At 72.2% G+C, this 24,847-nt stretch carries 19 protein-coding genes and 1 pseudogene; 6 read left to right on the forward strand and 14 right to left on the reverse strand.

The annotated features are described in order from the left end of the window. Positions 1–82 precede the first annotated feature (82 nt). The 7 genes from AB0G10_RS18250 to AB0G10_RS18280 all read right to left on the reverse strand — a co-directional run bounded on the left by AB0G10_RS18250 (position 83) and on the right by AB0G10_RS18280 (position 6,891). On the reverse strand, positions 83–2,290 hold the full coding sequence (locus AB0G10_RS18250) for a carbohydrate binding domain-containing protein (protein WP_360922436.1): 2,208 nt from the start codon (positions 2,288–2,290) through the stop codon (positions 83–85). Between the two features lie 81 nt (positions 2,291–2,371). Then, positions 2,372–3,139 carry an enoyl-CoA hydratase gene (locus AB0G10_RS18255; RefSeq protein ID WP_360922439.1) on the reverse strand — a complete coding sequence of 256 codons (768 nt, stop codon included), beginning with the start codon at positions 3,137–3,139 and terminating at the stop codon, positions 2,372–2,374. Next, positions 3,136–4,107 carry a nitronate monooxygenase gene (locus tag AB0G10_RS18260; protein WP_360922442.1) on the reverse strand — a complete coding sequence of 324 codons (972 nt, stop codon included), beginning with the start codon at positions 4,105–4,107 and terminating at the stop codon, positions 3,136–3,138. Before AB0G10_RS18260 ends, AB0G10_RS18255 begins: the two co-directional genes overlap by 4 nt. Then, positions 4,104–4,853, reverse strand: a complete 750-nt coding sequence (locus tag AB0G10_RS18265; protein WP_360922444.1) for an SDR family NAD(P)-dependent oxidoreductase — start codon at positions 4,851–4,853, stop codon at positions 4,104–4,106. Before AB0G10_RS18265 ends, AB0G10_RS18260 begins: the two co-directional genes overlap by 4 nt. 71 nt (positions 4,854–4,924) lie before the next feature. Further along, positions 4,925–5,524, reverse strand: a complete 600-nt coding sequence (locus tag AB0G10_RS18270) for a TetR/AcrR family transcriptional regulator (RefSeq protein WP_360922447.1) — start codon at positions 5,522–5,524, stop codon at positions 4,925–4,927. Positions 5,525–5,542: 18 nt separating this feature from the next. Then, positions 5,543–6,142 carry a TetR/AcrR family transcriptional regulator gene (locus tag AB0G10_RS18275; protein WP_360922449.1) on the reverse strand — a complete coding sequence of 200 codons (600 nt, stop codon included), beginning with the start codon at positions 6,140–6,142 and terminating at the stop codon, positions 5,543–5,545. Next, positions 6,139–6,891: an SDR family oxidoreductase gene (locus tag AB0G10_RS18280; protein WP_360922452.1), complete on the reverse strand. Its 753-nt coding sequence runs from the start codon at positions 6,889–6,891 to the stop codon at positions 6,139–6,141. Before AB0G10_RS18280 ends, AB0G10_RS18275 begins: the two co-directional genes overlap by 4 nt. A 161-nt stretch (positions 6,892–7,052) precedes the next feature. Here AB0G10_RS18280 and AB0G10_RS18285 point away from each other — a divergent pair. Together AB0G10_RS18285 and AB0G10_RS18290 are read left to right on the forward strand one after the other, a co-directional pair. Next, positions 7,053–7,235, forward strand: a pseudogene (locus AB0G10_RS18285) (phosphotransferase); the annotation flags it as partial. A gap of 274 nt (positions 7,236–7,509) precedes the next feature. Continuing rightward, positions 7,510–8,712, forward strand: a complete 1,203-nt coding sequence (locus AB0G10_RS18290) for an acyl-CoA dehydrogenase family protein (RefSeq protein ID WP_360922455.1) — start codon at positions 7,510–7,512, stop codon at positions 8,710–8,712. Between the two features lie 14 nt (positions 8,713–8,726). Here AB0G10_RS18290 and AB0G10_RS18295 read toward each other — a convergent pair whose 3' ends face one another. From AB0G10_RS18295 to AB0G10_RS18315, 5 genes are all read right to left on the reverse strand, one after another. Further along, the gene (locus tag AB0G10_RS18295; RefSeq protein WP_360922458.1) at positions 8,727–9,251 is read right to left on the reverse strand and encodes a hypothetical protein; all 525 of its coding nucleotides are present in this window, start codon (positions 9,249–9,251) and stop codon (positions 8,727–8,729) included. Positions 9,252–9,313: 62 nt separating this feature from the next. After that, entirely contained in the window at positions 9,314–9,964 is a 651-nt protein-coding gene (locus tag AB0G10_RS18300; RefSeq protein WP_360922461.1) for a lytic polysaccharide monooxygenase, read from the reverse strand. Positions 9,965–10,102: 138 nt separating this feature from the next. Next, entirely contained in the window at positions 10,103–11,224 is a 1,122-nt protein-coding gene (locus AB0G10_RS18305) for a lipase family protein (protein WP_360922464.1), read from the reverse strand. 14 nt (positions 11,225–11,238) lie between these two features. Further along, complete coding sequence (locus tag AB0G10_RS18310) at positions 11,239–12,528, reverse strand: hypothetical protein (RefSeq protein WP_360922467.1); 1,290 nt, start codon at positions 12,526–12,528, stop codon at positions 11,239–11,241. Next, complete coding sequence (locus AB0G10_RS18315) at positions 12,473–13,453, reverse strand: hypothetical protein (RefSeq protein WP_360922470.1); 981 nt, start codon at positions 13,451–13,453, stop codon at positions 12,473–12,475. The genes AB0G10_RS18310 and AB0G10_RS18315 overlap by 56 nt, the downstream gene beginning before the upstream one ends. Before the next feature lie 528 nt (positions 13,454–13,981). On the opposite strand from AB0G10_RS18315, the gene AB0G10_RS18320 reads away from it, so the two are divergent. Continuing rightward, on the forward strand, positions 13,982–14,317 hold the full coding sequence (locus tag AB0G10_RS18320) for a hypothetical protein (protein ID WP_360922473.1): 336 nt from the start codon (positions 13,982–13,984) through the stop codon (positions 14,315–14,317). Positions 14,318–14,332: 15 nt separating this feature from the next. On the opposite strand, the gene AB0G10_RS18325 is transcribed toward AB0G10_RS18320, so the two are convergent. Then, the gene (locus tag AB0G10_RS18325; protein WP_360922476.1) at positions 14,333–14,815 is read right to left on the reverse strand and encodes a hypothetical protein; all 483 of its coding nucleotides are present in this window, start codon (positions 14,813–14,815) and stop codon (positions 14,333–14,335) included. Between the two features lie 105 nt (positions 14,816–14,920). On the opposite strand from AB0G10_RS18325, the gene AB0G10_RS18330 reads away from it, so the two are divergent. From AB0G10_RS18330 to AB0G10_RS18340, 3 genes are all read left to right on the forward strand, one after another. Next, positions 14,921–15,568, forward strand: coding sequence for a hypothetical protein (locus AB0G10_RS18330; protein WP_360922479.1), 648 nt, complete (start codon positions 14,921–14,923; stop codon positions 15,566–15,568). Between the two features lie 266 nt (positions 15,569–15,834). Beyond that, positions 15,835–23,334: a LamG-like jellyroll fold domain-containing protein gene (locus AB0G10_RS18335; RefSeq protein WP_360922482.1), complete on the forward strand. Its 7,500-nt coding sequence runs from the start codon at positions 15,835–15,837 to the stop codon at positions 23,332–23,334. A 30-nt stretch (positions 23,335–23,364) separates the two neighbouring features. Further along, positions 23,365–23,805, forward strand: coding sequence for a hypothetical protein (locus AB0G10_RS18340; RefSeq protein WP_360922485.1), 441 nt, complete (start codon positions 23,365–23,367; stop codon positions 23,803–23,805). A gap of 29 nt (positions 23,806–23,834) precedes the next feature. Here AB0G10_RS18340 and AB0G10_RS18345 read toward each other — a convergent pair whose 3' ends face one another. After that, the gene (locus AB0G10_RS18345; protein WP_360922488.1) at positions 23,835–24,836 is read right to left on the reverse strand and encodes an NAD(P)H-dependent glycerol-3-phosphate dehydrogenase; all 1,002 of its coding nucleotides are present in this window, start codon (positions 24,834–24,836) and stop codon (positions 23,835–23,837) included. Positions 24,837–24,847 lie beyond the last annotated feature (11 nt).

A 24,847-nucleotide genomic window follows, 5' to 3' on the forward strand; every position in this document is an offset into this window, starting at 1 on the left:
CGTAGATGTGGTGGTCACCGAAGATCATCCTAAGTGGAACGGCCACCCGTGTGGGGTGGCCGTTCTCACGGGATGTGGGAAATCAGGGACGCAGCGCGTTCGCGATCACCAGGTTGCCGACCTTGGTGCCGGTCGCGTACCCGCTGTCGGCGTCCCACTGGTAGTGGACACCCAGGTAGATCCGGCTCCGCCCGTTCTCCAGCGCGGCCTGGCTGAAGCTGGTGAACGTGCGGACCACGCCCTTCGCGTCCGGGTCGTCGGTGGTCAGCTTCATGGTGAGGCTGTCGGTGCCGAAGTAGCCCTTCATCACGGCGGCCCACGCGCCGCCGAACGTGGCGTGCCCGCTCACGTACGCGGGGAACGACGGCGAGAACCGCACGCCCTTCTCGTTCGAGAGCGGCTTCCAGGTGGTGTCCTGCACCGTCTCCGAGCGGCCGTCCTCGCCGGCGCGCTGGATCGCCGTCTCCGGGCGCCACAGGTCGATCGCGGTCTGGTACTTCGCGTCCCAGGCGGCGATCGCCGCGTCCGCGAGGGCGAGGCTCATCAGCCCGAACAGCCGGGCGTTCTCCAGCATCCCGAGGCCGCGCATCTGCGACACGATCCGGGTGTGCTCGAACATCTGGCCCGGCGGCTTGTAGGTGCCCAGCACGTCGTTGGCCCAGAAGAAGGCGATCTCGGTCTGCTCCGCGCTGCGGTCCGCGAGCGGGGCGTCGTAGCGGCCGAACTTCTTCACCTCGTTCACCTGGGCGCCGTAGGCCGGGCTGGCCAGCAGCGCCGAGTAGCTGGTGAAGCCGCCGGGCAGGCCGGGCCGGAACTGCGCCCCCGACGTCATCACGAACGGGTCGACCAGACCCCAGTTCGGGCTGACGGCCGCCGCGCCGGTCACGGTCGGACGCCACGCGCCGGCGGTGGTCGACGGCGTGTAGGCGGCGTTGTTCGCCGAGCCGTCACCGGTGCGCCCGGCGATCACCGCGGCGGCCACCTGGGCGCCGACCGAGGAGCCGCGCTGGCTCTCCACGTCGGTGGCGCCGTTCGGGATGCGGCTCTGCGCCGTGGTCAGGTTCGCGGCGAAGTCCTTGGCCGGGAAGACCGCCTTCAGCACGTCGTGCGCCGCCCGGTTCGCCGCGGCCTCCGGGTTGGCGACGACGGTGTCCTGCGGGATCGTGATCCGGGACGTGTACGGCGTGCCGACCCCGGTCGCCGAGGCGAGCGCGTCGTGCACGGCGACCTGGAGCATGGCGCCGGCCCGGGACAGCCGGGTCGGGTTGCGGTCCGCCTCGGCCGGGCTGCGGAACGCGTCGACCAGTACGCCGTTCCAGTACAGCACCGGGTCGAACGCGGTGACCTGCTGCTCGATCAGCGACACCTCGTCGACCCGGACGACCGCGGTGTTCGCGGCACCGACCTGGAACGTGAGCTGCCCGGCCTCGGTGGTGAGCGTCGAGGTGAACCGGAACGAGAACCGCTGCGGGCTGGTCGTCAGCGCGACGTCGCGGGCCAGCGGCGAGGTGTACGGCGACGCCGCCGTCTGCACGATCACCCGGGCGCTGCGGGCCGTGCTCGCCGAGGCGGTGAACGAGGCGACGTACTGCTTACCGGCCCGCAGCGTCACGCCGGTCGTGCCGACCACGTCGTCCCACGGGTTCGTCTTCCCGGCGCTCGTGGTGATCCGCAGGGCGTTGTTCTCCAGCGCGATCGCGGTGCTCGCCTGGGTCTTCCACCACGGGTTGATCGTGCCGGTGAAGGAGCCGTTGGCGATCTCGTCGGTCTCCACCAGGCGCACGTTGTCGATGCAGGCGGTCGAGGCGTCCGGGTGGCCGCCGAGCAGGAACGCGATCTGGATGTCGCTGCGGCCCAGCGACGAGGTGAACGGCAGCGCGTACCGGCGCAGACCCGCGTCCACCTGGATCGGGGTGTCCAGCGTGCCGGTGAACGGCGAGGCCTCCTGCTGCACCCGGACGACGGGCGAGTAGGCGATGGTGGACCTCATGTCGAAGGTGAGCGCGTAGGTCCGGCCCGCCGCGAGGGTGAATCCGCCGCGGCCGAGCATGGCCAGGTAGTTGACCGACGAGCCGCCGGCCACGTCGGTGCAGAGCTGCCCGGAGCTGGTGCGCAGGTTGCCGGCGTCGCCGCCGGTCCACCAGGTGCCGGTGCCGCTGTCGAACGTGCCGTCGGTGACTTGGTTGGCCGGTGCCGCGACCGCTGCCTGACCGGGCAGCACCGCCACGGCCAGACCGGCGGTCAATGTGATGACGAGGGACTTGACCAGGGATTTCAGACGCCCAGACACTGACGACCCTTCGAGCAGAGTGAATATCTCTGCGCGTAGGGTCACGGCCGCGATCATCGCGGGGATAGCGCCCCGATAGCGTCAGCGGCCGGTGAAGTACGGCGTCCGCTTGTCCCGGAAGGCGACCAGGGCGGTCCGGAAGTCCTCGCTGCCGAGCAGCGCCGACTGGCCGTCGGTCTCCCGCCGCACGCTCTCCTCCAGCGCGCCCAGCGTCGCGGCGTTGACCGCCCGCTTCGCCGCGGTGAGCGCCAGGGGCGCCGCCCGGGACAGCCGGGTGATCAGCTCGTCGGCGGCGTTCGCCAGCGACGACGGTTCCACTACCCGGTGGATGAGGCCCCAATCCTCGGCCGTGGCGGCGGGCAGCCGGTCGCCGAGCAGGGACAGGCTCATGGCCCGGGCCCGGCCCACGTTCGCCGGCACCAGCAGGGTGGCGCCGCCGTCCGGCATGAGGCCCACCTTCACGAAGGCGAGCTGGAAGAACGCGTCGGTGGAGGCGAGCACGAGGTCGCAGGCGAGGGCGATCGAGCAGCCCACCCCGGCGGCCGGGCCGTGGACCACGGCGACGGTCGGCTGGGGGAGGGCCAGCAGCGCGCGGATCAGCTGGTTGGCGGCGTGCAGGGTGGCGGCGGGCGGCGCGTCGGTCACCGTGGTCAGGTCGGCGCCGGAACTGAAGGCCCGGCCCGCACCGGCGAGCACGACGACCCGTACGCCCGGATCCTCCGCTGTTTCGGAGAGCAGTTCGGTCAGATCGTCGAGTACCTCGGCGGTCACGGCGTTGAGCACGTGCGGCCGGTCGAGGGTGATCCGCAGGACCGGCCCGTCGCGGTCGCATCGGATGTCCGGGGTCATGACGCGACCGCCGCGGCCAGCCGCTGCGAGATCAGGTCGGTGGCCTCGGCGACGATCCGCTCGATCAGCTCGGCGCAGGTCGGCACGTCGTGGATGAGACCCTGCACCATGCCGACCGTCCAGATGCCGGCGTCGAGGTCGCCGTCCTCGAAGACCCTGCGGCCGCGGACGCCGGCCACCAGGGGAGCGATGTCCGGGAAGGTGCCGCCGCCCTCCAGGATCTCCACGACCGAGCGGCTCACCTCGTTGCCGGCGACCCGGGCCGTGTTGCGCAGCTGCCGGAAGATCAGCTGGGTGCCGCGCTCGTCGCCGTCGACGATGGCCTGCTTCACCTTGTCGTGGATCGGGGACTCGACCGTGCACATGAACCGGCTGCCCATGTTGACCCCGTCGGCGCCGAGCGCCAGGGCCGCGACCAGCCCGCGGGCGTCGGCGAAGCCGCCGGAGGCGAGGACCGGGACGCTGAGCCGGGCGGTGGCCGCGGGGATGAGGACGAGGCCCGGGACGTCGTCCTCGCCGGGGTGGCCCGCGCACTCGAAGCCGTCGATGCTGACGGCGTCCACCCCGACCGCCTCGGCCTTGAGAGCGTGCCGGACGCTCGTACACTTGTGAATGATCTTGATGCCGTGTGCTTTGAACATCGCCATGTGCGGCTCGGGGTTGGACCCCGCGGTCTCCACGATCGTCACGCCGGAGTCGACGATGACCTGGCGGTATTCGTCGTAGGGCGGCGGGGTGATCGCCGGCAGGATGGTGAGGTTCACCCCGAACGGCCGGGAAGTGAGCGCGCGCGCCCGCTCGATCTCCCTCGCCAGGTCGGCGGGGGTTGGCTGGGTCAGCGCGGTGATCATGCCGAGCCCGCCGGCCTCGGAGACGGCGGCGGCGAGCTCGGCGCGGCCGACCCACTGCATGCCGCCCTGCACGATGGGGTGCCGGACGCCGAACGCCTCGGTGAATCGCGTCCTCATCGCGGCGCCATCCGGATCGCGCCGTCGAGCCGGATCGTGTCGCCGTTGAGCATCGGGTTCGCCACGATCGCGGTCACGAGATCGGCGAACTCCCCGGGCCGGCCGAGCCGGGCCGGATGCGGCACCTGCGCGCCGAGCGAGGCCTTGGCGTCCTCGGGCAGGCCGGCCAGCAGCGGCGTCTCGAACAGGCCGGGCGCGACGGTGACCACCCGGATCAGCTTCGAGGCCAGCTCACGCGCGATCGGGAGGGTCATGCCGACGATGCCGCCCTTGGACGCGGAGTAGGCCGCCTGCCCGATCTGGCCCTCGAAGGCGGCGACCGAGGCGGTGTTCACGATGACGCCGCGCTCACCCTCGATCTCCGGATTCGAGGCCATGTGTACGGCGGCCAGCCGGATCACGTTGAACGTGCCGAACAGATTCACCTCGACGGTGCGGCGGAACAGGTCGTACGGAAAAGGGCCGTCCTTGCCGAGCACCCGCGCGGCGCTGCCGATGCCGGCGCAGTTCACCACGACCCGCAGCCGGCCCAGGCCCGCCGCCAGGTCGAGCGCGGCGGTGACGGACTCCTCGCCGGTCACGTCGCCGGGGCTGAAGTGGAGGCCCGGCAGATCCTTGCCGTCGGAGGAGGGCAGATCGAGGATGACGACGGCGGCCCCGGTGGCGGCCAGCGCCCGTGCGGTGGCGAGCCCGAGACCGGAGGCGCCTCCGGTGACGAGGGCGACGTCCTGCTGGGTCAGTCTCACAGAGATCTCCTTCGAAGTCCGGATCTCCCGAGTCTGGTCCCTCGGCCCTGAAACAGTCAAGGCTGTCTGTTTCAGGGTCCGAGGAGCGCGTGCCTGGTGATCTCCTTCCAGTGCTCCAGCAGCGGCTCGGACATCGGGTCGCGCGCGTCGAACGCGTAGCTCAGCGCGGTGCCCCGCATGCTGGTGAAGAGCACCGGCCGGATCGGCAGGTAGAGCGGCCGGGCCACCAGCTCGGGGCCGAAGAGGTGGTCCATCCGCTGCCAGATGGCCCGGCCCAGGCGCTTCTCCGCCGGGCGGATGGCGTCGGCCAGGGCCGGCTCGGTGCGGGCCGCCACCCACAGCTCGGTCGCCGCCCAGAAACTCGCCTCCTGGAACGTCTGCCAGAGCACGTCGACCACCACGGCGATCCGCTCGCCGGGCCCGCTCGCCTCGGCGATCCGCTCGCTGAGCACCGGCGGGACCGGCCGGTCGAGCTGCGTCGCGAAGATGTGGTGGGCCGCCGCGACCAGCAGCTCCTCCTTGGACCGGAACTGGTGCAGCATCCGGCCGCGGGACATGCCCGCCTCGGCCTGGATCGAGATGGTGCTGGTCCGGGCGTATCCGTCGCGCAGCAGGCAGGTGACCGCGGCGTCGAGGATCAGCGAGCGGGTCAGGTCGGCCCTCATCGTCATGCCGTCCACCCTAACGGTCTACGCTGACTGTTCGAACTCCACGGCGGCCAGGGCGATGCGCACATAGTCCGCCGCTGTCTCCTCGGGGCTCTGTGGGCCACTGGGCTGATACCAGCCGGCGACTCCCTGACACATCGAGAGGATCGCCCGCCCGCAGGCCGCCGCCTTTGAGGTCCGAAATGTCCCCGCCCGGCAGCCGTCCTCGATCGTGTCCCGCAGCAATCCCTCGATCCGGTCCCGGTGGGCGACGTACCGGGCCAGGTTGGCCGGCGTGAGCGACCGCCGCTCCGAGTCGAGGAACGCCAGGTCGCGGTGGTGCGCCATGTAGAGCACGATCGCCTCGACGGCGCCGCCGAGCCGGGCCACCGGGTCCGAGCCGGCCTCCTCGAGGGCGGCGTCGACGTGGCTCGTCACGATCCGCATGGCGTGGTCGAGCAGCGCCATGAGGATCGCCTGCTTGTTCTCGAAGTGGTAGTAGAGCGCCGGGACGGTCACCCCCAGCTCGCCGGCGATCTTCCGGACGCTGGTGGCGTCGTACCCGTGCCGCACGATCTGGTCGAGCGACACCGCGAGGATCGGCGGCAGCTCGAGAGCGGGGTACCGCGTCCAGTCCCTCACAGCGCCGCCATGCCCCCGTCCACGATCAGGCTCGTCCCGGTCACGTAGGACGAGGCCGGCGAGGCGAGGAACAGCAGCGCCCCGTCCAGCTCGGCCTGCTCCCCGAACCGGCCGAGCATGCTGGTGCGGGCCACCATGGCCCGCAGCTGCTCATCATCATTCGCGGTCATCTCGCTGGCGAAGTATCCGGGGCACAGCGCGTTCACCCGGATGCCCTTGCGGGCCGACCACTCCTGCGCGAGATCGCGGGTGAGGCCCAGGACGCCGGCCTTGCTCGCGGCGTAGGCGGCCTGCGGGAACGGCGGCGCGATGTGCGCCAGCACGCTCGCCACGTTCACGATCGACGAGCCCCGCGGCATGTGCGGCGCGCAGGCCTGCGCCATCCAGAACGGCCCGGCCAGGTTCACCTGGAGCGTCGCCAGGAAGCCGCCGGGGGTCTCCCTGGACGCCGGGACGGCGTGCCCGATCCCGGCGTTGTTGATCAGCACGTCGATCCGGCCGAATGCGGTCGCGACGGCCTCGGCGGCGGCCCCGCACTGTTCCGGGTCGCCGACGTCGGCGGCGCAGGTGATCACGCGCGTGCCTCCGGCCCGCAGCTTCTCCGCGAGGTCGGTGAGGCGCGCGCTGCGCCGGGCGACGAGCGCCACGTCGGCGCCTGCGGCGGCGAGGGTACGGGCGAAGCCCGCGCCCAGGCCGGAACTGGCACCCGTCACGAGCGCGATCCGCCCGTCGAGCCGGAACATGTCCATGCGCTGACACCCCTTGACTTTCCGATCGAAGAACCCGAATTCTAGTTAGCGCTCGCTAAGTAGACGAGAGGCGATCTCCGATGACCGATCTCCACGTCCGGCGCGCCCTCGGGCCGGCGCTCGCGGCCGTCCTGGGCGACGACGCCTGGCGGGAATTCGAGGCCGAGCTGATCGTCGGCGGCAAGTCGAACCTGACCTACCGCCTCCGGTCGGCCGCCGGCGAGGTCATCCTGCGACGCCCGCCGGACGGCGCGGTGCGGGCCACCGCGCACGACATGGGACGGGAGATCCGCGTGCAGAAGGCGCTGGCGCGGACCCCCGTACCCGTGCCTCTGATCCTCCTCGACCAGCCGTGGCTCCTCGCCCCCTCGGTCACCCGGACGCTCGGCTTCCCGCGACGCGCCGAGATCGCCGCCTGGTACGCCGAAGCGACCGGCGCCGACCTGTCGCACCTCACCGTCCACCTCGCCCTCGCGCACCTGAAGTTCGCCGTCATCACCGAGGACATCGACGTGCGTGTCCGGTCCGGGGCGATGGCGGGGCAGGACTTCGGCGATCTGACCGGCGAGGCGGCGCGGATCGCCGAGGCGGGCCTCGACGTCCTCGGGAAAGTGTGAGATGGACTTCGCACCCAGCCGCCTCGCCACCGACATGGCCGGCGCGATGTGGCGATTCATGCACGAGCGCGTCCTCCCCGCCGAGCCGGTCTGGCGGGCGCAGCTCGCCGAGCTCGGCCCGCACGCCACCCCGCCGGTCCTCGAGGATCTCCAGCGGGAGGCGCGTCACCGCGGCCTGTGGAACCTCTTCCTGCCCTCGGTCTCCGGCCTGAGCAACCTCGAGTACGCGGCGGTCGCCGAGGTCACCGGCTGGTCCCCGGTGATCGCTCCGGAGGCGATCAACTGCCAGGCGCCGGACACCGGGAACATGGAGCTGCTGCATCTGTTCGGCACGCCGGAGCAGAAGCAGCACTGGCTGGAGCCGCTGCTGGCCGGGACGATCCGGTCCGCGTACGCGATGACCGAGCCGCAGGTGGCCTCCTCGGACGCCACCAACGTCGAGACCTCGATCGTCCGGGACGGCTCGTCCTATCGGGTCGACGGCCGCAAGTGGTGGATCACCGGGGTGTCCGACGCGCGCTGCCGGGTGTTCATCGTGATGGGCAAGACCGATCCGGACGCGCCGCCCCACCGGCAGCAATCCATGATCATCGTGCCGCGCGACACCCCGGGCGTCGAGGTGGTCCGTGATCTGCCGATCTTCGGTTACCAGGATCAGCACGGGCACTGCGAGATCACGTTCACGGGGGTACGGGTGCCGGCCGGCAACCTGATCGGCGAGGAGGGCGCGGGTTTCGCGCTCGCGCAGGCCCGGCTCGGGCCGGGCCGGATCCACCACGCGATGCGCGCCGTCGGGATGGCCGAGCGGGCCCTGGCGCTGATGGTCGAGCGCGCCCGGTCGCGGACCGCGTTCGGCGTGACGCTCGCCGAGCAGGGGGCCGTGCAGCACCTCATCGCCGACGCGCGGATCGCGATCGACCAGGTGCGGCTGCTCGTCCAGAAGACCGCCTGGCTGATCGACAACCACGGCGCCCGCGCCGCCCGCACCGAGATCGCCGCGATCAAGGTGGCCGCCCCGGCCGTGGCCACCCGCGTCATCGACAGCGCCATCGAGGTCTTCGGCGCCGCCGGCGTCAGCGACGACACGCCCCTCGCCTACTTCTACGCCTGGGCGAGGGCCCTCCGCATCGTCGACGGCCCGGACGCCGTGCACCGGCGCACGATCGCCCGGCAGGAGCTCGGACGCGAAACCGCACGCCGGTGAGCTCCTCGGCCGGGTCAGAGTCCGGCGGCGTCGTCGTAGCGGCTGCGCAGGCTCGCCATCTCCTCGTCGGACAGCGCCTCGCGGGCGGCCAGGTCCGCGTACTCCGGCGGGAACATCTGCCGCAGCCGGTCGGCGTACTTCACCTCGGCCGTCGCCTCGACCACCTGGATGCCGATCGGGTCGGCGGTCATGTCGAGGATGACCGGGCCGGCCAGCTTGACGGCGACGTCCCAGGGGCGCTGCGGTTCGGCGACCCCGCAGAGGTGGAAGCCGTACACGGTCTTCACCTCGTCGTACGAGGACGCGTCGGCCGGCTCGTACCCATAGGAGCGGACCCCGCAGATGACCGTTCCGGCCTGCTGCGCGCCGTGCCCGGCGTGCTGATGCTGCGCCGGGTCGGCCGACTCCAGCGTCGTCCGCATCCGGTCCATGATCTGTGCCTGGAGATCGGCCGGATCCGCCGTGGTGCGGAGCAGCGCGACCGCGCCGGCCGACACCGCCAGGACCAGCGCCACCCACCCGTGTCTGCGGGCGATCATCTCTCACCTCGTCGTCAGAGGGCTCCCCCCGGCCGGGGCCGGGGGGAGCGGGATGGTGTGGATCAGGCGAAGTTCACGTCGCTGCACCACATGTAGGCCTGGTCCTGGTGCGAGGCCTGCCAGATGACGAAGAGGATGTGATGGCCGGTGTATCCGGAGGTGGAGATGTTGAACGAGATGTTCTGCGCCGGCGCGTACCGGCCGGTCTGCGTGATGAAGTCGAGGTTGCCCCAGCCGAGTTTCTGGGTGGCCGGGTTGAACCCCTGCTTGCTGACGTAGACGCGGAAGTAGTCGGCGCCATGGCTGGCCTGGTCGTACAGCTGGACCGTGAAGTTGCGGCTCAGGTTCGTCCGCTTCCAGGCGCCGGGCTGGTTCAGGCTGTCGTTGCGGGTCAGGCCGTTGCTGCAGAGCTGGCCGTCCGGGGTGCGGGCCTGGAACTGGCCGCCGAGGCCGTCGCGCAGGGCGCTCATCCAGTTCCACATGGTGTCCGGGTTGGCCTGGAACGCCTGCCAGCACATCGGATCCTGGGTCTGCATGGCCGGGTTCATGTGCTGGCTGCCCCAGGTCTGCCAGCACTGGTAGGCGCGGGACGCCGGGTTGACGATGGTGCCGTGGGCCTGGGCCGCGCCGCTCGAGGGCAGCACGCTGAGCATCAGGGCCAGGACGACGATCATCGCCTGGACAGGCCGGCGGAACGTTCGGTGTGGGGGCACGACGGGTCCTCCGTTCGGCGGGGATGTGCGGTCCGGGAGGCCCCCGGCGTTTCGGGGATGGGAGCGCTCCCGGAACTAGCATCACACCGATGTGTCCAGATATCAACCTATGTCAATGGCCGACCCGGGCCGCTCCGATCATCCGGCCAGGTGTTTCCGGGCGAAGGCGATGTTGTTCGGGAGCGCCTGGGCCCAGACGTTGTGGCCGGTGGCGTAGTTCTTGTAGGTGACCTTCGTGCCGTGCGCCAGCATCTCGGCGACCTGGAGGTCGGTGAGGAACGGGAAGGCGACGACGTCGAAGCGGCCCTGGTTGACCAGCACCGGGGCGTCGTAGCCGGCGACCGGCAGGCGGGTCACGTCGCGCAGGACGGACGGGAACCTGCCGGTGTTGAGCGGCTTCGCCAGCATCTGGCCGATCCCGATGCCCTGGGTGCGGGTGTTCATGTCGAAGTAGCAGAGCCGGTGCGCGTCGTCGACGACCGTGCGGCCCAGCGGCGTCAGGTAGGCGTCGAGGTCGAAGCCGGGGCGGGCCGTCTCCAGGCCGGCCAGGATGTAGGAGACGTAGGTCGTGTAGTCCGGCGCCGGCAGCGGCGGGATGTACGGGCCGGCCAGCGGGATGTAACCGTCCACCTTGGTGGCCGGCGCGTCCGCCATGGCGGCCTTCAAACGGAGCTCCGGCGCCCGCTCGGCCGCCTTCGCCGCGGTGGCGAGGGTGGCGTGACCGCCCTGCGAGATGCCGTTCAGCACGTAGTCGGCGGAGAGCGCCGGCGTCACCGACCGCGCCGCGCGCACCGAGTCGATCACCGCGTTGGCCTCGGCGTTCGCGTCGAGGTAGGCGTGCGAGCCGGCGGTGCCGATACCGATGTACTCGGTCGCCACGAAGGCGAAGCCCGCCTCGATCCACGGCGTCACGACGTTGACGTCGGCACCGGCCGCGCCGTAGTCGTCGGTGTAGGCGCAGTCGTCGCCGAGCCCGGCCGTCACGTGGGCGTACGCCAGGATCGGCCAGCCGCCGGCCGGCGCGGTCCCGGCCGGCGTGTAGACGGTGGCGAGCGCCTGGCGCGGCTGGTCGAGCGAGTCCTGCGTCCAGTAGGTGATCGAGGTGGCGGTGCTCCCGGGCGCCTCTTTGCCGGGCAGCGGCGTCTGCGCCACCACCGAGCCGGGGGCGGTTCCCGGTACGGCGGCCGAGGCCGGCCCGGCCAGTCCGAGGGTCAGGAGCGGGCCGATCGCGAGGGGCGCGATCAGGCGGATTGTGCGCATGGGCGTCGATCTCCTTAGTTAGGAGAGGCTAACCTAACAGATCGACGGAGATGATCAGCCAGATCCCGGGTCTCCGGCCGGATCGCGGAGCGGGCCAGGTGGTCGAGAAGGGCTGCGTAGTGCTCGCTCTCCAGCCGCGCGGTGGCGGACGGCTCGTCCTGCCGGAGCCGTCCCAGCCCCTTGGCGGTGTGCAGCACGGCCATGGCCTCGTACCGCTCCATCACCGGTGCGCCGTCGCCGATCGTCAGGCCGTACCCGGTGAGCGCCTCGAGGTATTCCCGGCACAGCTCCGCCCGCTGCCGCCAGCCGTGCTCGTCGGCGGCGAGCAGGGGCAGGTCGTCGAGGACGGTGGCGGCCTCCCTCAGCAGCGGGAGCGCCTCCCGGGACTCGATGTCGATGAGCACGAGCCGGCCGTCACGGGTCCACAGCCAGTTGCCCGGGTGCGGGTCCTTCTTCGCCACGACCGGGGTGTCGGCGGCGGCGAAGGGCGCGCAGGCCGCGGCGAGGAGCCGGAGGGTGTCGTCGCCGCCCGGCCCGAGCCTGCCCGCGATCTTGGCGAGCTGGCCGCGGAACGCCTCCTGCTCGGCCGGGCCCGCGACGCGCGGGAACCCGTCGTCGGATCGTGCCCGCCAGGCTTGGAAGGCGGCCAGATACAGCAGGGCCTCGCGGAATCGGGGGAGGGGGTCGGGACCCGGCCCGGTCCGCCGGTCGGCCACCGCGGCGCCGAGGAGCCGGGCCTGTGCCCGGCGCATCACATAGACGCCGTCGCCGCCGGGAAGGTCGATGACGGCGAGCGGTTCCGGCAGGGTCCAGGTCCGGGGCGCCCCGGTGCCGGCCAGCCAGTCGCGGAAGGCGGCGGTGTCGTCGTGCTCGCGATGGGCGGCGGCCGCATCGAGGCGTTTGTGCACGAGGGCCTGTTCGAGGAGCCGGTGCCGGTCGGTCAGCACGCGTACGCCGTGCTCGCCGTCGCGGTCCTGGCCGCCGAGGATCCGGCCCTCGAACTCCGGGTTGTGCACCGCCAGCTCCGCGGCCCGGCGAAGCAGTTCGGGCCGCCGGCCGCCGATGACGAGGGCGGCGAGGTCGTCCGGGCCGGCGTCGGATCCGCGCAGGACGGCCTCGTCCAAAAGGCCGGCGTGTGCGGCCAGGTCGGCCAGCTGCAGGACCGGCCACGGCCAGGCGGGGTCGCAGCGAGCCGCCTGCAGGGCGCGCCGGGTGGCGTCGGTGATCAAACGGTCGTCGGCGTCCAGGCTAGCCAGGCGCAGGGCGGCGGCGGCCGTGAGGCTGCGGTTCTCCCGCTGCTCCACGCCGGAGTCGTACACCTCGTCCTTGAGGCCGATCGCCCGGCGCAGGTCCGCCGGGGTGTTCTGCGCGACGCCCCGGCGGCGCCCGCGCCAGGCCGGCCTCGGTCCATGCGAGGCCCTCGGCGAAGAGTCCACCCGCGACAGGGCCTTCCGCCTCCTCGGCGCCGGCCTGGACGATCCGGCCGAGCTGCAGGGCGCAGGCGCCCGCGTTGACCAGGGCGTCGATGCTGGGCGGCTCGGCCCGGAAGGCGGCGAACGAGGTGCGGTAGAGATGGATCGCCCGGGCGAGCGTGTCGGCATCATCGGTACGTCGTCCGAGCAGCCACGCCAGCAGTGCGGCATGCCCGGCGACCGGCCGGACGGCCGGCTCGCTCAGCGACGGGTGGACGAGATCGATCTCGATGCGGTCCAGGGCGTCGGCCAGCAGCGGCCGCCACTCGTCCTCCGGCAGGTGCCGAGCGAGGATCTTGCAGGCCCGGACCAGCGCGGCGGTGGGCAGCGGGTCGTCCGGCGGAGACGCGATGATCGTCGTGGCGAGAGCCCGCAGGCGTTCCAGGTCGTCGGCCGCCGACGCCTTCTCCACCAGCTCCTCGAACCGCACGGCCCGCAGCTTCGCCGCGGTGCGATCCGAGGCGCCGGCCGGGTACAGCCGGCGGGCCAGCTCACGGTCCGCGCGCGCCCCCGGGGTGTCGTTGCGCCGGGCCCGTACCTGGGCGCGGTTGAGCAGGGCGCGCACCACGGACGGGTCGTGGCGGTGCGGCACGGCCCGCTCGTCCAGCCAGTCGGCGAGCGCGCCGTCGAGCAGCCGTGCGTCGCGCCGCCCGTGTTCGTCGCCGAGCAGGTAGAGGTGGTTGCGCACCTGGGCACGCTTGGCGAGCAGATAGCCGTCGTCCACCCCGCCGTCCCGGTGGTCCGGTGCGGCGGCCATCGCCCGGCCGTAGCGGCGATCGGCCTCGGTGAACGCGGCGATCGCCGCGGCGCGGTCATCGCCGCCGGCGGCCGGAAGCCGGCGTGCAGGAAACCGATCTGGGCCACCGCGTCCGCAGCCGTCGCCCGGAACCGCCGGGACGCGATGTCCCCCGCACCCGCCACGATCTCCCGCGCCCGCTCCAGAGGGGCCGGGTCCTTGGTGATCGCGTACAGCCGCAGACCGTTCTCGACCCGGTACGCGAAGTGCTCCTCGCTGCGGTCGCCGAACCGTTCCGCGGCCTCGGCGTGCTCCTCGGCCTCCACGAGCAGCCCGAACGCCTCGGCCGGCGCGGCGGCGCGGGAGAGGAGGGTGAGTGCGTTGGCCAGTTGGCTCCGCAGCACCCTGCGGCGGTCCGGCGCCCCGTCGCGTCGCGGCGCCAGCCTCCGCTCGTCCGGCAGGACCTCCCGGGAGACCTGGACGCACTCGTCGAGCAGGAAGAGGCCGGCCGGCGACCCCTTGAGCCCACGTCCGGTGAAGAAGCACTTGGTGGCCAGTTGCAGCCTGATCTCGAGGCGGGTCTGCGGCACGCTCATGCCCTGGGCGCGCAGCGTCTCGGCGAGCCCGGCCACCTGTTCGGCGAACCGGGAGTGGAACATCCGCAGCAGCACCAGCCAGACCAGGTCGTCCGATTCCCGGCCGCGGTTCGTCCTGGTCGACTTCCAGGCGCCGACGAGCCCTTCCGCCGTGCCGTGCCGATCGAGGTCGGCGAGCGAGTACGGCCGCACCAGACGGCTCAGGCGGGTGGACAGATTGCGGGGCAGTACGACGCCGTTCTCGGTGTACCGCCGGGAGACCTCGGTGTGCCGCATCCGGCCACAGTAGACGCGCGAATGCCGGTCAATGGCCGATTCCGGGCAGCGGATCCCGGCGCTTGGCCCGAACGGCTGACACCTCGTGCCGGGCCACCGCGGTGAACTGGCCGACGGCGTCACGGCTGGCCCTGTCGCCGGCCTCGAGCTCCTCGCGGGTCTTGGCGCGCTTGATCGCGTGGGTGATCTCGCGGGCCCGTTCCGCGCTCGCCCCGATCGCCGGGTCGCCGGCCACCAGGGCGACCTGGAAGTAGGCGGCCCACACGGCGCTGCGCAGCGTGTAGACGTTCTCGGCCTCGCCGTCGGGCCGGCCCTCGTTCTCGCTGATCCAGCGGCCCATGAGGGCGCTGCGGTAGTTCATGACCGCCGCCGCGAAGGTGCGGTAGGCGTCGATGCGCGCGTCGTGGACCTTGGCGGAGGCGACGTTGCGGCGTTGCAGAAACTGCGTGATCAGAGCGCCGATGATGGTGCCGGCCAGCGCTCCCGCCACGCCGATGAGCACTGGCGTCATGACCGAAGGTAACAGAGCGACGCCAGTCGATCGCGCTCCGAGATTTAAGATTCTTTAATGTACGGGGTCCCGTCCCGCGGTGATCTCCGAGCCGTAGAAGCGGGCATGAGACGCACGTACAGGCGGCCGGGCAGCGGCTTCAGCGGACGTAATCGCAAGATCGTGATCGGGGCCGTGGCGGCCGTCGTGCTCGGTGGCGGCCTTGCCGTCGGCACCGGGCTGAGCAGCGCCTCCACCTTCTGCGACGGGCTGGACGAGCAGATCCGGGCCACCCAGCAGTACATGGTCGAGCAGCGGGCCGCTCCGAACGCGCAGACCGAGGCCATCCTGGCGAACCGGCAGGCCGTCATCGACCTGATCAACGTGCAGAAGGCGCAGGGCGGCTGCGAGGGCGCCCAGGCAGCCCAGCCGCCCGCCGCCCAGCCCCCGGCCGCACAGCCTCCGGCCGCGGAGGAGCCCGAGGCGCCGGCGGAAGAGGCGCCCGCCGAGGAAGAAGAGGCCGCCGGCGACGTCGTCTGCGCCGGCTCCACGGTCACCCTCTCCGGCGAGGCCGGCGCCCCCGCGGCCTCGAGCGGCACCTTCCCGATCGGCACCCGCCTCAAGGTGACGAACCTGGACAACGCCAAGAGCATCACGGTCACCGTCGCGACCACTTCGGGCAGCTGCATCCTGCTCAACGACGCGGCCTTCGAGGAGGTCCGCGAGCCCGGCAAGTTCCTGATCCGGCGAGCGGTCATCGAGCGCGTGGGTTAACTGACAAATCGATGACGGTGCACGACAGTTGTGCCCCCGCCGTGTGACGGACGTGCAACAACGGGGAGGCTCTATCGCTGCAAACCCGGCCGAACTGGACGGTCCCACGTACCTTTTGGCCGGGTTTAAGGCATCGATCAGCACTGTTGCCCAGCGAATCCCGGCACCTCTAGGTTTCTCGCGATTCCAAGCGAGATCAACGGGGGTAGCTGCGGATGCAGCCCGAACGTGCATTCATTTTCGGTCGCTTCAACACGGGCAGATGGGTGTGGGGCCAGCGCGCGCTGAGCCTGCTCCTGGCCGTCGCGGTGGCCGTGACCTTGACCGAGGCCCCGGCGGCGCGACGTGCCGCCGCGGCCACCACGCCCGTCGCGGCCGCACCCGCCGCGACGCCCTGCCCCGCTGAGCGGGCGAACCTGGCCTCCGCCGCCGTCTCCGCGAAACTCTGCGGCAAGCCGGTGGAGGCCCTCGACCGCCGCACCGAGACCACGCAGGTCTTCGCGAACCCGGACGGCACGATCACCGAGGACCGGGCGCTCGCGCCGGTACGCGTCCACGACGGCGCCACCTGGCAGGACGTCGACCTGACCCTCGTGAAGACCTCCGACGGCGCCGTCGAGCCCCGCGTGCACGCCCGTGATCTGCGGCTGAGCGGCAAGGCGACCGGCGCCGGCGAGAACGAGGTCGTCTCGCTCGGCAGCGGCGAGGAGCGGACCGCCGTCTCCTGGAAGGGCGCGCTCCCGGAACCCGTCCTGGACGGCCCTACCGCCACCTACCCCGAGGTGCTGCGCGGCGTCGACCTGGTCGTCAAGGCCGGTTCGACCGGGTACGAGCAGTACTTCGTCGCGAAGGACCGGGCGGCGCTGCGGAAGGTCGCGAAGCTGACCCTGCCGATGAGCACGGGCAAGCTGACCGCCACCGACGACGGCATGGGCGGGCTCACCTTCAAGGACCGGAAGGGCCGGGCGGTCGGCCGGGCCCAGGCGCCGGAGATGTGGGACGCGACGGTCGCCCCGCGCGCCGGTGAGCACGTGAACCGCGCCCGCGTCGGCCTGCGCACCACGGCCAGGGGCGCCGGCAAGGCCGTCATGGAGCTGACCGCCGACCCCGCGTTCGTGGACCGCGCCGACCTGACGTTTCCGGTCACCATCGACCCGCCCGCCTCGCTGCCCGTCGCGTTCGACGCGTTCGTGCAGAACAGCTACTCCAGCGACCAGTCCGGGGTGGGCGAGCTGAAGCTCGGCCACGTGGTCGACGGCGGCACCTACACCGCCCGCTCCTACCTGCGCTTCGCCACCACCGGCATCTGGGGCAGCCGGATCACCTCGGCGAAGCTGCGGCTCTGGAACTTCCACTCCTGGTCGTGCACGGCCGCCTCGTGGGAGGCCTGGCGTACCGACCGGGCCGACGCCTCGGTGCGCTGGACCAACCAGCCGGCGGCCCGGGAGAAGGTCGGCACCTCGACCGAGACGAAGGGCTACAACTCGTCCTGCGGCGACGGCTACGTCTACATCGAGGTCGGCAAGGCGCTGCAGTACGCCGCCGACAACAAGACCAGCGACGTCACCCTCATGCTGCGCGGCACCAGCGAGACGTCGTCGACGAGCTGGAAGAAGTTCGACTCGGCGGAGGGCGCCCACCCGCCGGTCGTCTCGGTGACCTACAACAACCCGCCGGCCGCGCCGACCGGGCTCGCCGTGGCGCCCTGCTACTCGTCCTGCGGTGCCGGCGCCCGTACGTCCGGGGTTCGCCCCACCCTGTCCGCGAAGCTGGCCGACAGCAACGCCGGGCAGGCGCTGCGCGCCGAGTTCGAGGTCCGCAACAAGGCCACCGCCGCGGTGGTCGCCACCTCCGGGATCCTGACCGGCAACCCGGGCTGGACCAACGGCTCGACGGCGACCTGGCAGGTGAACGCGAACCTGGCGAACGCCACCACCTACCAGTGGCGGGCGCGGGGCCGGGACGCGTACATCGACGGCGCCTGGACCGGCTGGACCGACCTCACCGTCGACACCGACAAGCCGCTGGTGCCGCACGTGTCGGCGAACGTCTACTTCAACGACGGTCAGCCGCACGGCGGCGCCGGGCAGGCCGACACGTTCACCTTCACCCCGGCGGCCGGCACCTCCGACCTGGCGGCGTTCGTCTACCGCCTCGACTCCGACGCGTCGTCGACGACGGTCGCGGCGACCGGCGCGATCACCCGGTCGATCAGCCCGCCGGACGGTCAGCGCACGCTGACCGTGCAGGCCAAGGACCGGGCCGGCAACCTGTCGGCGGCGAACACCTACACCTTCTCGGCCGGCAACGCGGCGCTCGCCCAGCCGATCGCCGGCGCGACCGTCGCGAAGCGTACGAAACTGCAGATCTTCACGCCGGTGACCGGCTACACCCGGGCGTTCTACGAGTACCGGCGTGGCCCCGGCGCGGCGATCCTGCCGGTGCCGTCGGCGAACCTCACCTCGGCGGGCGGCGCGCCGATCACGGCGACCAGCGGTTCCCCGGTGGCGTTCAGCGCGCTGGGCGGCTACGCGATCTGGAACGCCTCGGACACCCTCGGTTCGGTCGGCGGCGTCGTCGAGGTGCGCGCCCGCATCTACACGGCGACCTCCACCTCGTCCGTCTACGACACCCCGTGGGTACGGGTGACCGTCGACTCCAGCGGCGACGGGGCGGCCACCGAGGAGGTCGGTCCGGGTGAGGTCAACCTGCTGACCGGCGACTTCGGGCAGACCGTGACGGACACCGAGAAGCTGGGCCTGACCGTCTCCCGCGCCACCTCGTCCCGGACCACGGCGGACGGCTGGACGCCGATGGCCGAGAAGCTGACCGCGAACCAGCAGCAGGTCTCCACCGACCTGACCGGCTTCACCGTGCCGTCCACCTCGACCGCGGTCCGTTCCACGCTGCGCGGCCAGGGCGACGTCACCCCGCTCGACTCCGTCGAGATCACTCCGGCCGCCTCCGGCACCAGCAGCAACGACACCTACGTGGCGCTGGGCGGCGACACCGGCGCGATGCGGTTGGGCATGCAGGCCGGTAAGACGTACCGGGCCACCGGCTGGATCTACGTGCCGGCCGCGACCACGCTCGCCCCGCACAACGTCGAGCGCGGCCTGCGCATCGTCGGCTGGCACCGGACCGGCACCGCCGGGTACGTGCCGGTGCCGTCGCCGATGGCCGGCTTCACCGAGGGCTGGCAGGAGCTGTCGGTCGACATGACCGTCCCGGCCGGCGCCACCGAGGCGCTGTTCCGGCTCTACAACGGCAACCTCACCGGCAGCGGCAAGAAGGTCTGGTGGGACAACATCTCGGTGACCGAGGTGGTGGCCCCGTTCGGCCCATCCTGGAACGGCGGCACCACCGGCGGCCCGGCCGAGAGCGACTACACCACGCTGGCGTTCCCGAGCCCGTCGGTCGCGCAGCTCAGTACGGTCGGCGGCGGCTGGATCACGTTCTCCCGCAACACCGACGGCAGTTTCACCCCGGAGCCGGGCAGCGAGGGCCTGGTGCTGAGCCGGCCGGACGCGAGCACGTACCGGGTCACCGACCTCGACGGCGGGATCAGCGACCTCAAGCAGCAGGGCGGGATCTGGACGGTCACCGCGACGCGGACCGGGGACGACGATTCCACCACCCGCTATCTGTACGACACCACCGGCGGCCGGCTGCTGCTGAAGAAGGTGGTGAACCCGGTCAACCCCGGCGTCGACGACGCGAACGGCTGCACCGGCGCCACCCTGCCGCGCGGCTGCGAGGTGCTCGAGTACGTGCACGCCACCGCCACGGCCGCCGGGCTCAGCGACACGGTCTTCGGCGACTACACCGACCGGGTCACCGCCGTGCGGATCTGGAACTGGGACCCGCAGGCCGGGGCCGTCAACGCCGTCGAGGTGGTCCGGTACGCGTACGACAACCTCGGCCGGCTGCGCGAGGTCTGGGATCCGCGGGTCAGCCCGGCCGTGAAGACCGCCTACCAGTACGACGGCGCCGGCCGGGTCGTGCGGGTCACCCCGGCGGGCGAGTTCCCGTGGATGTTCGACTACGCCAACCCGGACGTCGACGCCGCCGCGCTGCGCTGGAACCTGGACGGCAACGCCACCGACAGCTCGGGCGCCGGCCGCAACGGCACCGCGACCGGCGTGACCTGGGGCGAGGCCAACGATCCGGCGAACCCGGGCGACCGGGCCGCGTACTTCGGCGGCGCGGCCACCGCGCAGATCGCCGCGTCCGGCGCCGCGCTGTCCAACACGGCCGCCTACACGGTGTCGGCCTGGGCGCGGATCACCGACAAGAGCGTGAACCGCACGATCGTGTCCAAGGACGGGTCCCGGACCAGCGGGTTCTTCCTGAACTACGTGCAGGCCAACGACCGGTGGGCGTTCTCCCGGACGACCGCCGACAACGACTCGTCCACGGCGGTGCGCGCCACCTCGAACGTGGCGCCGACCGTCGGCCGGTGGACCCACCTGGCCGGCGTCTACGACACCGCCTCCGGCAGGATGAAGCTCTACGTCGACGGCGTGCTGCAGAGCACCACCGCGGCGACCGGCGGCTGGAACGCCACCGGCACCTACGTGGTGGGCCGGGCCAAGTGGGCCGGCGCGAACGCCAACCCGTGGGCCGGCAGCATCGACGACGTACGGATCTACGGCGCCGCGCTGACCGACGCGCAGGTCGCGGTCCTTGCCGGGGACGAGAACGCGGGCCGCCTGGTCCGGGTCCGGCGGGCCGCCCTGCAGCAGGGCAGCCGCACCGCCGCCGACGGCGAGACCACAGCCGGCGTCGTCTACAACGTCCCGCTCAGCCGGGCCGCCGGTGGGCCGCACGACATGACCGCCGCGGCGGTCGGCACGTGGGGTCAGAAGGACCTGCCCACCGACGCCACCGCGATCTTCGACCCGGAGGCGCCGCCGGCCCGGCACAACGCCTCGCCGTCGTCGCCGGGAGCGGGCGGGTACGCCTACGCGAAGGTGCACTACCTCAACGCCGGCGGCCGCGAGGTCAACACCGCCACCCCGGGCGGGCACATCGACACCGAGGAGTACGACAGGTTCGGCAACGTGGTCCGTGAACTGGACGCCACCGACCGGCTGCTGGCGCTCGGCACCCTTCCGGACGCGGCGACCGGCCTGGCCGAGCTGGGCCTGCTCGAATCGGACACCGCGACCCGGGCGCTCGCCCTCTCCACGGTGCGCCGGTTCAGCGACGACGGCGTCGACGAGCTGGAGACCGTCGGGCCGACGGTCACCACGATGCTCGAGGACGCGCTCGCCGACCCGGACGGCTCCGGTCCGCTGGAGGCGGTGCCGGCCGGCGAGACGGTGATCGCCCGCGCCGCTGTCACCAAGAAGTACGACGAGGGCAAGCCGGACGGCGCCACCTATCACCTGGTCACCTCCGAGACCCAGGCGGCCCGGGTGGACGGCTACCCGGAGGCGGACCGGCGGGTCACCCGGTACGGGTACGACGGCCACCACGGCGGCGCCTCCGGCTGGAAGCTCGGCACGTCCACCAGCACGACGGCGGACGCGGCGGCCGGAGGTGCGCAGCTGACCGCGTACGGCGTCTACGACCAGTCCGGCCGCGGCCTGCGGTCGTGGGGCTTCGACTCCACCGGCGACGACGCCCGGACCAGGGTGAACGTCTACTACACGGCGGGCGCGAACGCGGCCGACAGCGCCTGCGGCAACCGGCCGGAGTGGGCCGGGCTGGCCTGCACCAGCCGGGCGGCCGCCGCGGTGACCGGGCACGACCCGGACCGGGCGAGCGACAGCCTGCCGGTGCGCCGGGTCACCCGGTACAGCCGGTTCCGCGACCCCGAGGTGACCACCGAGACGGCCGGCGGCAAGGTCCGGACCACGACCAACGTGTACGACGCGGCCACCCGGGTGGTGTCCGCCTCGGTCACCGGTGACGTCGGCGCCGCGGTGGAGACCACCACGACGACGTACGACCCGGCGACCGGTGAGCCCGCCGAGACCCGGGCCGGCGGCGCGGCCATCGTCCGGGTCCGGGACATGCTCGGCCGGATGAGCAGCTACACCGACGCCGACGGCGGGGTCACCACCCACGAGTACGACAGGTACGGCCGGGCTGCCAAGGTCACCAACCCGACCGGCTCGGTCAGCTACGCCTACAACCGGTCGGCCGAGCCGCGCGGTCTCGCCACGAGCATCACCGACAGCGCGGCCGGCACGTTCGGCGCCACCTACGACGCCGACGAGAAGCTGGTCAAGCTCACCTACCCGGGCGGCCTCACGCGGACCGACCGGCTGGACGCCAACCAGCAGCCGGTGCAGCGGGTCTACACCCGGGACGCGGACGGCGAGGTGATCTACGCCGAGTCGACGGTGGAGAACATCGCCGGGCAGGTCGTGCACGACGACTACACCGGAGGGGCGGTCGCCTACACCTACGACCGGCTCGGCCGGCTGATCCGCTCCGAGCGGGACACCGACGGCGCGGGGTGCACCACCCTGACGTACGCCTACGACGCGCGGTCCAACCGCACGGCGCGGTCGGCGTACGAGCCCGCGGAGGACGGCTCCTGCCGCTCCACCGGCGCCGCGGTGACCGAGAGCCACACCTACGACTCCGCCGACCGGCTCGCCGGCGACGGATACACCCACGACGCGTTCGGCCGGGTCACCGGCATGCCGGGCGGCCTGGTCAACAGCTTCCACGTGAACGACCTGGTGGCCGCGCAGACGGTGGACGACTCGCGGCAGCGGTGGACGCTCGACCCGGCCAAGCGGGCCCGCGGCTTCACCACCGAGACGCGGGTGGACGGCGAGTGGACAGCGTCCTCCTCGAAGCTGAACCACTACGGCGACGAGACCGACGAACCGCAGTGGATCGTCGAGAACACCGCGACCGGCGAGGCCACCCGGATGGTCTCCGGGCCGGACGGCGACCTGGTCGCCACCGCGTCGGCGGCCGGGGGAGTGCGGCTGCAGCTGGCCAACCTGCACGGCGACGTGGCCGCCACGATCGACCCGCAGATGACCGAGCCGGAGCTCTACCCGTACGACGAGTTCGGGGTGCGGCCGGAGGGTCAGCAGTCCAGCGGTGACCGGTACGGCTGGCTGGGCGCGAAGCAGCGCTCCAGCGAGGCGTTCGGCGGCCTGATCATGATGGGTGTCCGGCTCTACGCGCCGGCGCTGGGCCGGTTCCTGCAGTCCGACCCGGTCGACGGCGGCAACGCCAACCCGTACGACTACTGCTCCGGCGACCCGGTGAACTGCGCCGACCTCGACGGCAAGCTGTGGGGCCGGATCAAGAAGGCCGCCAAGGGCGCGTGGAACTTCACGAAGAACAACCCGGCGCTGGTGGCCGGCACGCTCTCGATGTTCACCCCGCCGCCGTTCAACGTGGCGTTCGGCGCCGCCGCCGTCGGCTTCTCCGCCTACTCGGCGTACAAGAACGTCCGGGCCGGCCGGTACGGCGCCGCCGCGTTCGACGTCCTGGGCGCCGTCCCGGGCGGCGGCAGCGCGTTCCGGGGCGCCCGCGCCATCCGGGCCGGCATGAAGGCGAAGCGGCTGGGCCGGAACGTCAACCGGTTCAAGGGCTATCGTGGCGCCCGCAAAGCCAAGCGGGCCTACGTGAACCGGATCAACCGGTCGAAGAGCAACTCGAAGCGGCACTGGCGGGCGTCGAACCGCTGGGGTGGCTGGGACAAGCGGTACGCCTATCCCGCGGCGGTGGGCTACACGGCCTGCAAGTACCGCAGTTCGTGCCAGCGCCGGGCACGCTGGATCTACTGAGTTCGGATCTCTTTCAACCAGGAGCACCAGATGGATCTGCTGTCGCTGCCGGCCCGGTTTCTCGCCAGGCCGGCGGCGGCTGCGCTCGGGATCGAGGGCAGCACGCCGCACGAACGCGCCGCCAACCTGCGTGCCGAGATCGAGCAGGAGCCGGAGGACGAGCTGGCCCTCGGCGAACGCCACCTGGGGCGCGCCGCGCTCTGGCTGACCACGGCCGCGGTGCTGTTCCCGCTCGCCATCCTGGTGTCCTGGCTGATCGAGGGTTCGATCGTCCTGCCGGTGCTGTGGACCGTCGCCCTCGGCACGGTGGCGATGTTCCTGCTGCACGTGATCAAGGCGCTGCTCGCCTACTACGTCATCGGATCACGCTGGAATCCGCGCTCGCGACCGTGGCGGATCGCCATGCTGAGCCAGTGGCCCGACGTGGCGATCGCGCTCGCCGCGGCGGTGGCGGCGCAGTTCCTCCTCTGAGGGACGGGTTCATGCGTACGGATCGAGGATCACACGGGTTCGGACTCGTGCCCGGCGGGATGCGAGCGGAGCAGCCCTTCGTACGCTCGCTGGGCTGTGATCTCCCCGGTGACGACCCGGTGGATCGTGCGGGTGATGGGCATCGGCAGGCCGTGGCGGTCGGCGAGCTGGACGGCCGCGTGCACGGTCTTGACGCCCTCGGCGACCTGGCCCATCTCGGCGAGGATGTCGTCGAGGCCGCGGCCGCGGCCGAGCTGCTCGCCGACGTGGCGGTTGCGGCTGTGCGGGCTGATGCACGTCGCCACGAGGTCGCCCATCCCGGCGAGCCCGGCCAGCGTGGTCGGCTCCCCGCCCATCGCGACGGCCAGGGTGGTCAGCTCGGCCAGCCCCCGCGAGATCACCCCGGCCCGGGTGTTGTCGCCGACGCCGAGGCCCTGCGCGATGCCGGTCGCGATCGCCACCACGTTCTTGAGCGCACCGCCCACCTCGCAGCCGATCACGTCGTGGTTGGTGTAGACGCGCAGCAGGCCCCGGCGGAACACCCGCTGGATCTCGGTGGCGACGGTCAGGTCCTCGGTCGCGATCACGGTGGCCGCCGCCATCCCCGCCATGATCTCTTTGGCCAGGTTGGGACCGGTCAGCGCGGCGGCCGGGTGCCCGGGCAGGACGTCCTTGATGACCTCGGTCATCCGGCGCAGCGAGTCGCGTTCCAGGCCCTTGCTGAGGCTCACCACCGGGATCCACGGGTGCAGGTCGGGGCGGACCAGCTCCAGCGTGCTGCGGAACGCCCCGGTCGGCACGCCCACGACGAGCAGCTCGGCGTGCGCCGCCGCCTCGGCCAGGTCGGCGGTGGCGCGCAGCCGGGCCGGGAGCGGGAAGCCCTGAAGGTAGCGGTCGTTCGTGTGCTTCGCGTTGATCTCGTCGGCGGTGGCCGGGTTGCGCGCCCAGATCAGCGATTCGTGGTCGCGGCGGGTGAGCACGGAGGCGACGGTGGTTCCCCAGGAGCCGGCGCCCAGCACGGTGATCCGCATGGTTGTCGAGG

This window comes from Actinoplanes sp. NPDC023714, assembly GCF_040639855.1.
Lineage (GTDB): Bacteria > Actinomycetota > Actinomycetes > Mycobacteriales > Micromonosporaceae > Actinoplanes.

Bases quoted from the DNA above. Each gene is read 5' to 3' on its own strand.
- AB0G10_RS18255 (WP_360922439.1), bottom strand. From the start codon at position 3,139: ATGACCCCGGACATCCGATGCGACCGCGACGGGCCGGTCCTGCGGATC.
- AB0G10_RS18260 (WP_360922442.1), bottom strand. From the start codon at position 4,107: ATGAGGACGCGATTCACCGAGGCGTTCGGCGTCCGGCACCCCATCGTG.
- AB0G10_RS18270 (WP_360922447.1), bottom strand. From the start codon at position 5,524: ATGACGATGAGGGCCGACCTGACCCGCTCGCTGATCCTCGACGCCGCG.
- AB0G10_RS18280 (WP_360922452.1), bottom strand. From the start codon at position 6,891: ATGGACATGTTCCGGCTCGACGGGCGGATCGCGCTCGTGACGGGTGCC.
- AB0G10_RS18290 (WP_360922455.1), top strand. From the start codon at position 7,510: ATGGACTTCGCACCCAGCCGCCTCGCCACCGACATGGCCGGCGCGATG.
- AB0G10_RS18295 (WP_360922458.1), bottom strand. From the start codon at position 9,251: ATGATCGCCCGCAGACACGGGTGGGTGGCGCTGGTCCTGGCGGTGTCG.
- AB0G10_RS18305 (WP_360922464.1), bottom strand. From the start codon at position 11,224: ATGCGCACAATCCGCCTGATCGCGCCCCTCGCGATCGGCCCGCTCCTG.
- AB0G10_RS18315 (WP_360922470.1), bottom strand. From the start codon at position 13,453: ATGGCCGCCGCACCGGACCACCGGGACGGCGGGGTGGACGACGGCTAT.
- AB0G10_RS18325 (WP_360922476.1), bottom strand. From the start codon at position 14,815: ATGACGCCAGTGCTCATCGGCGTGGCGGGAGCGCTGGCCGGCACCATC.
- AB0G10_RS18330 (WP_360922479.1), top strand. From the start codon at position 14,921: ATGAGACGCACGTACAGGCGGCCGGGCAGCGGCTTCAGCGGACGTAAT.
- AB0G10_RS18340 (WP_360922485.1), top strand. From the start codon at position 23,365: ATGGATCTGCTGTCGCTGCCGGCCCGGTTTCTCGCCAGGCCGGCGGCG.
- AB0G10_RS18345 (WP_360922488.1), bottom strand. From the start codon at position 24,836: ATGCGGATCACCGTGCTGGGCGCCGGCTCCTGGGGAACCACCGTCGCC.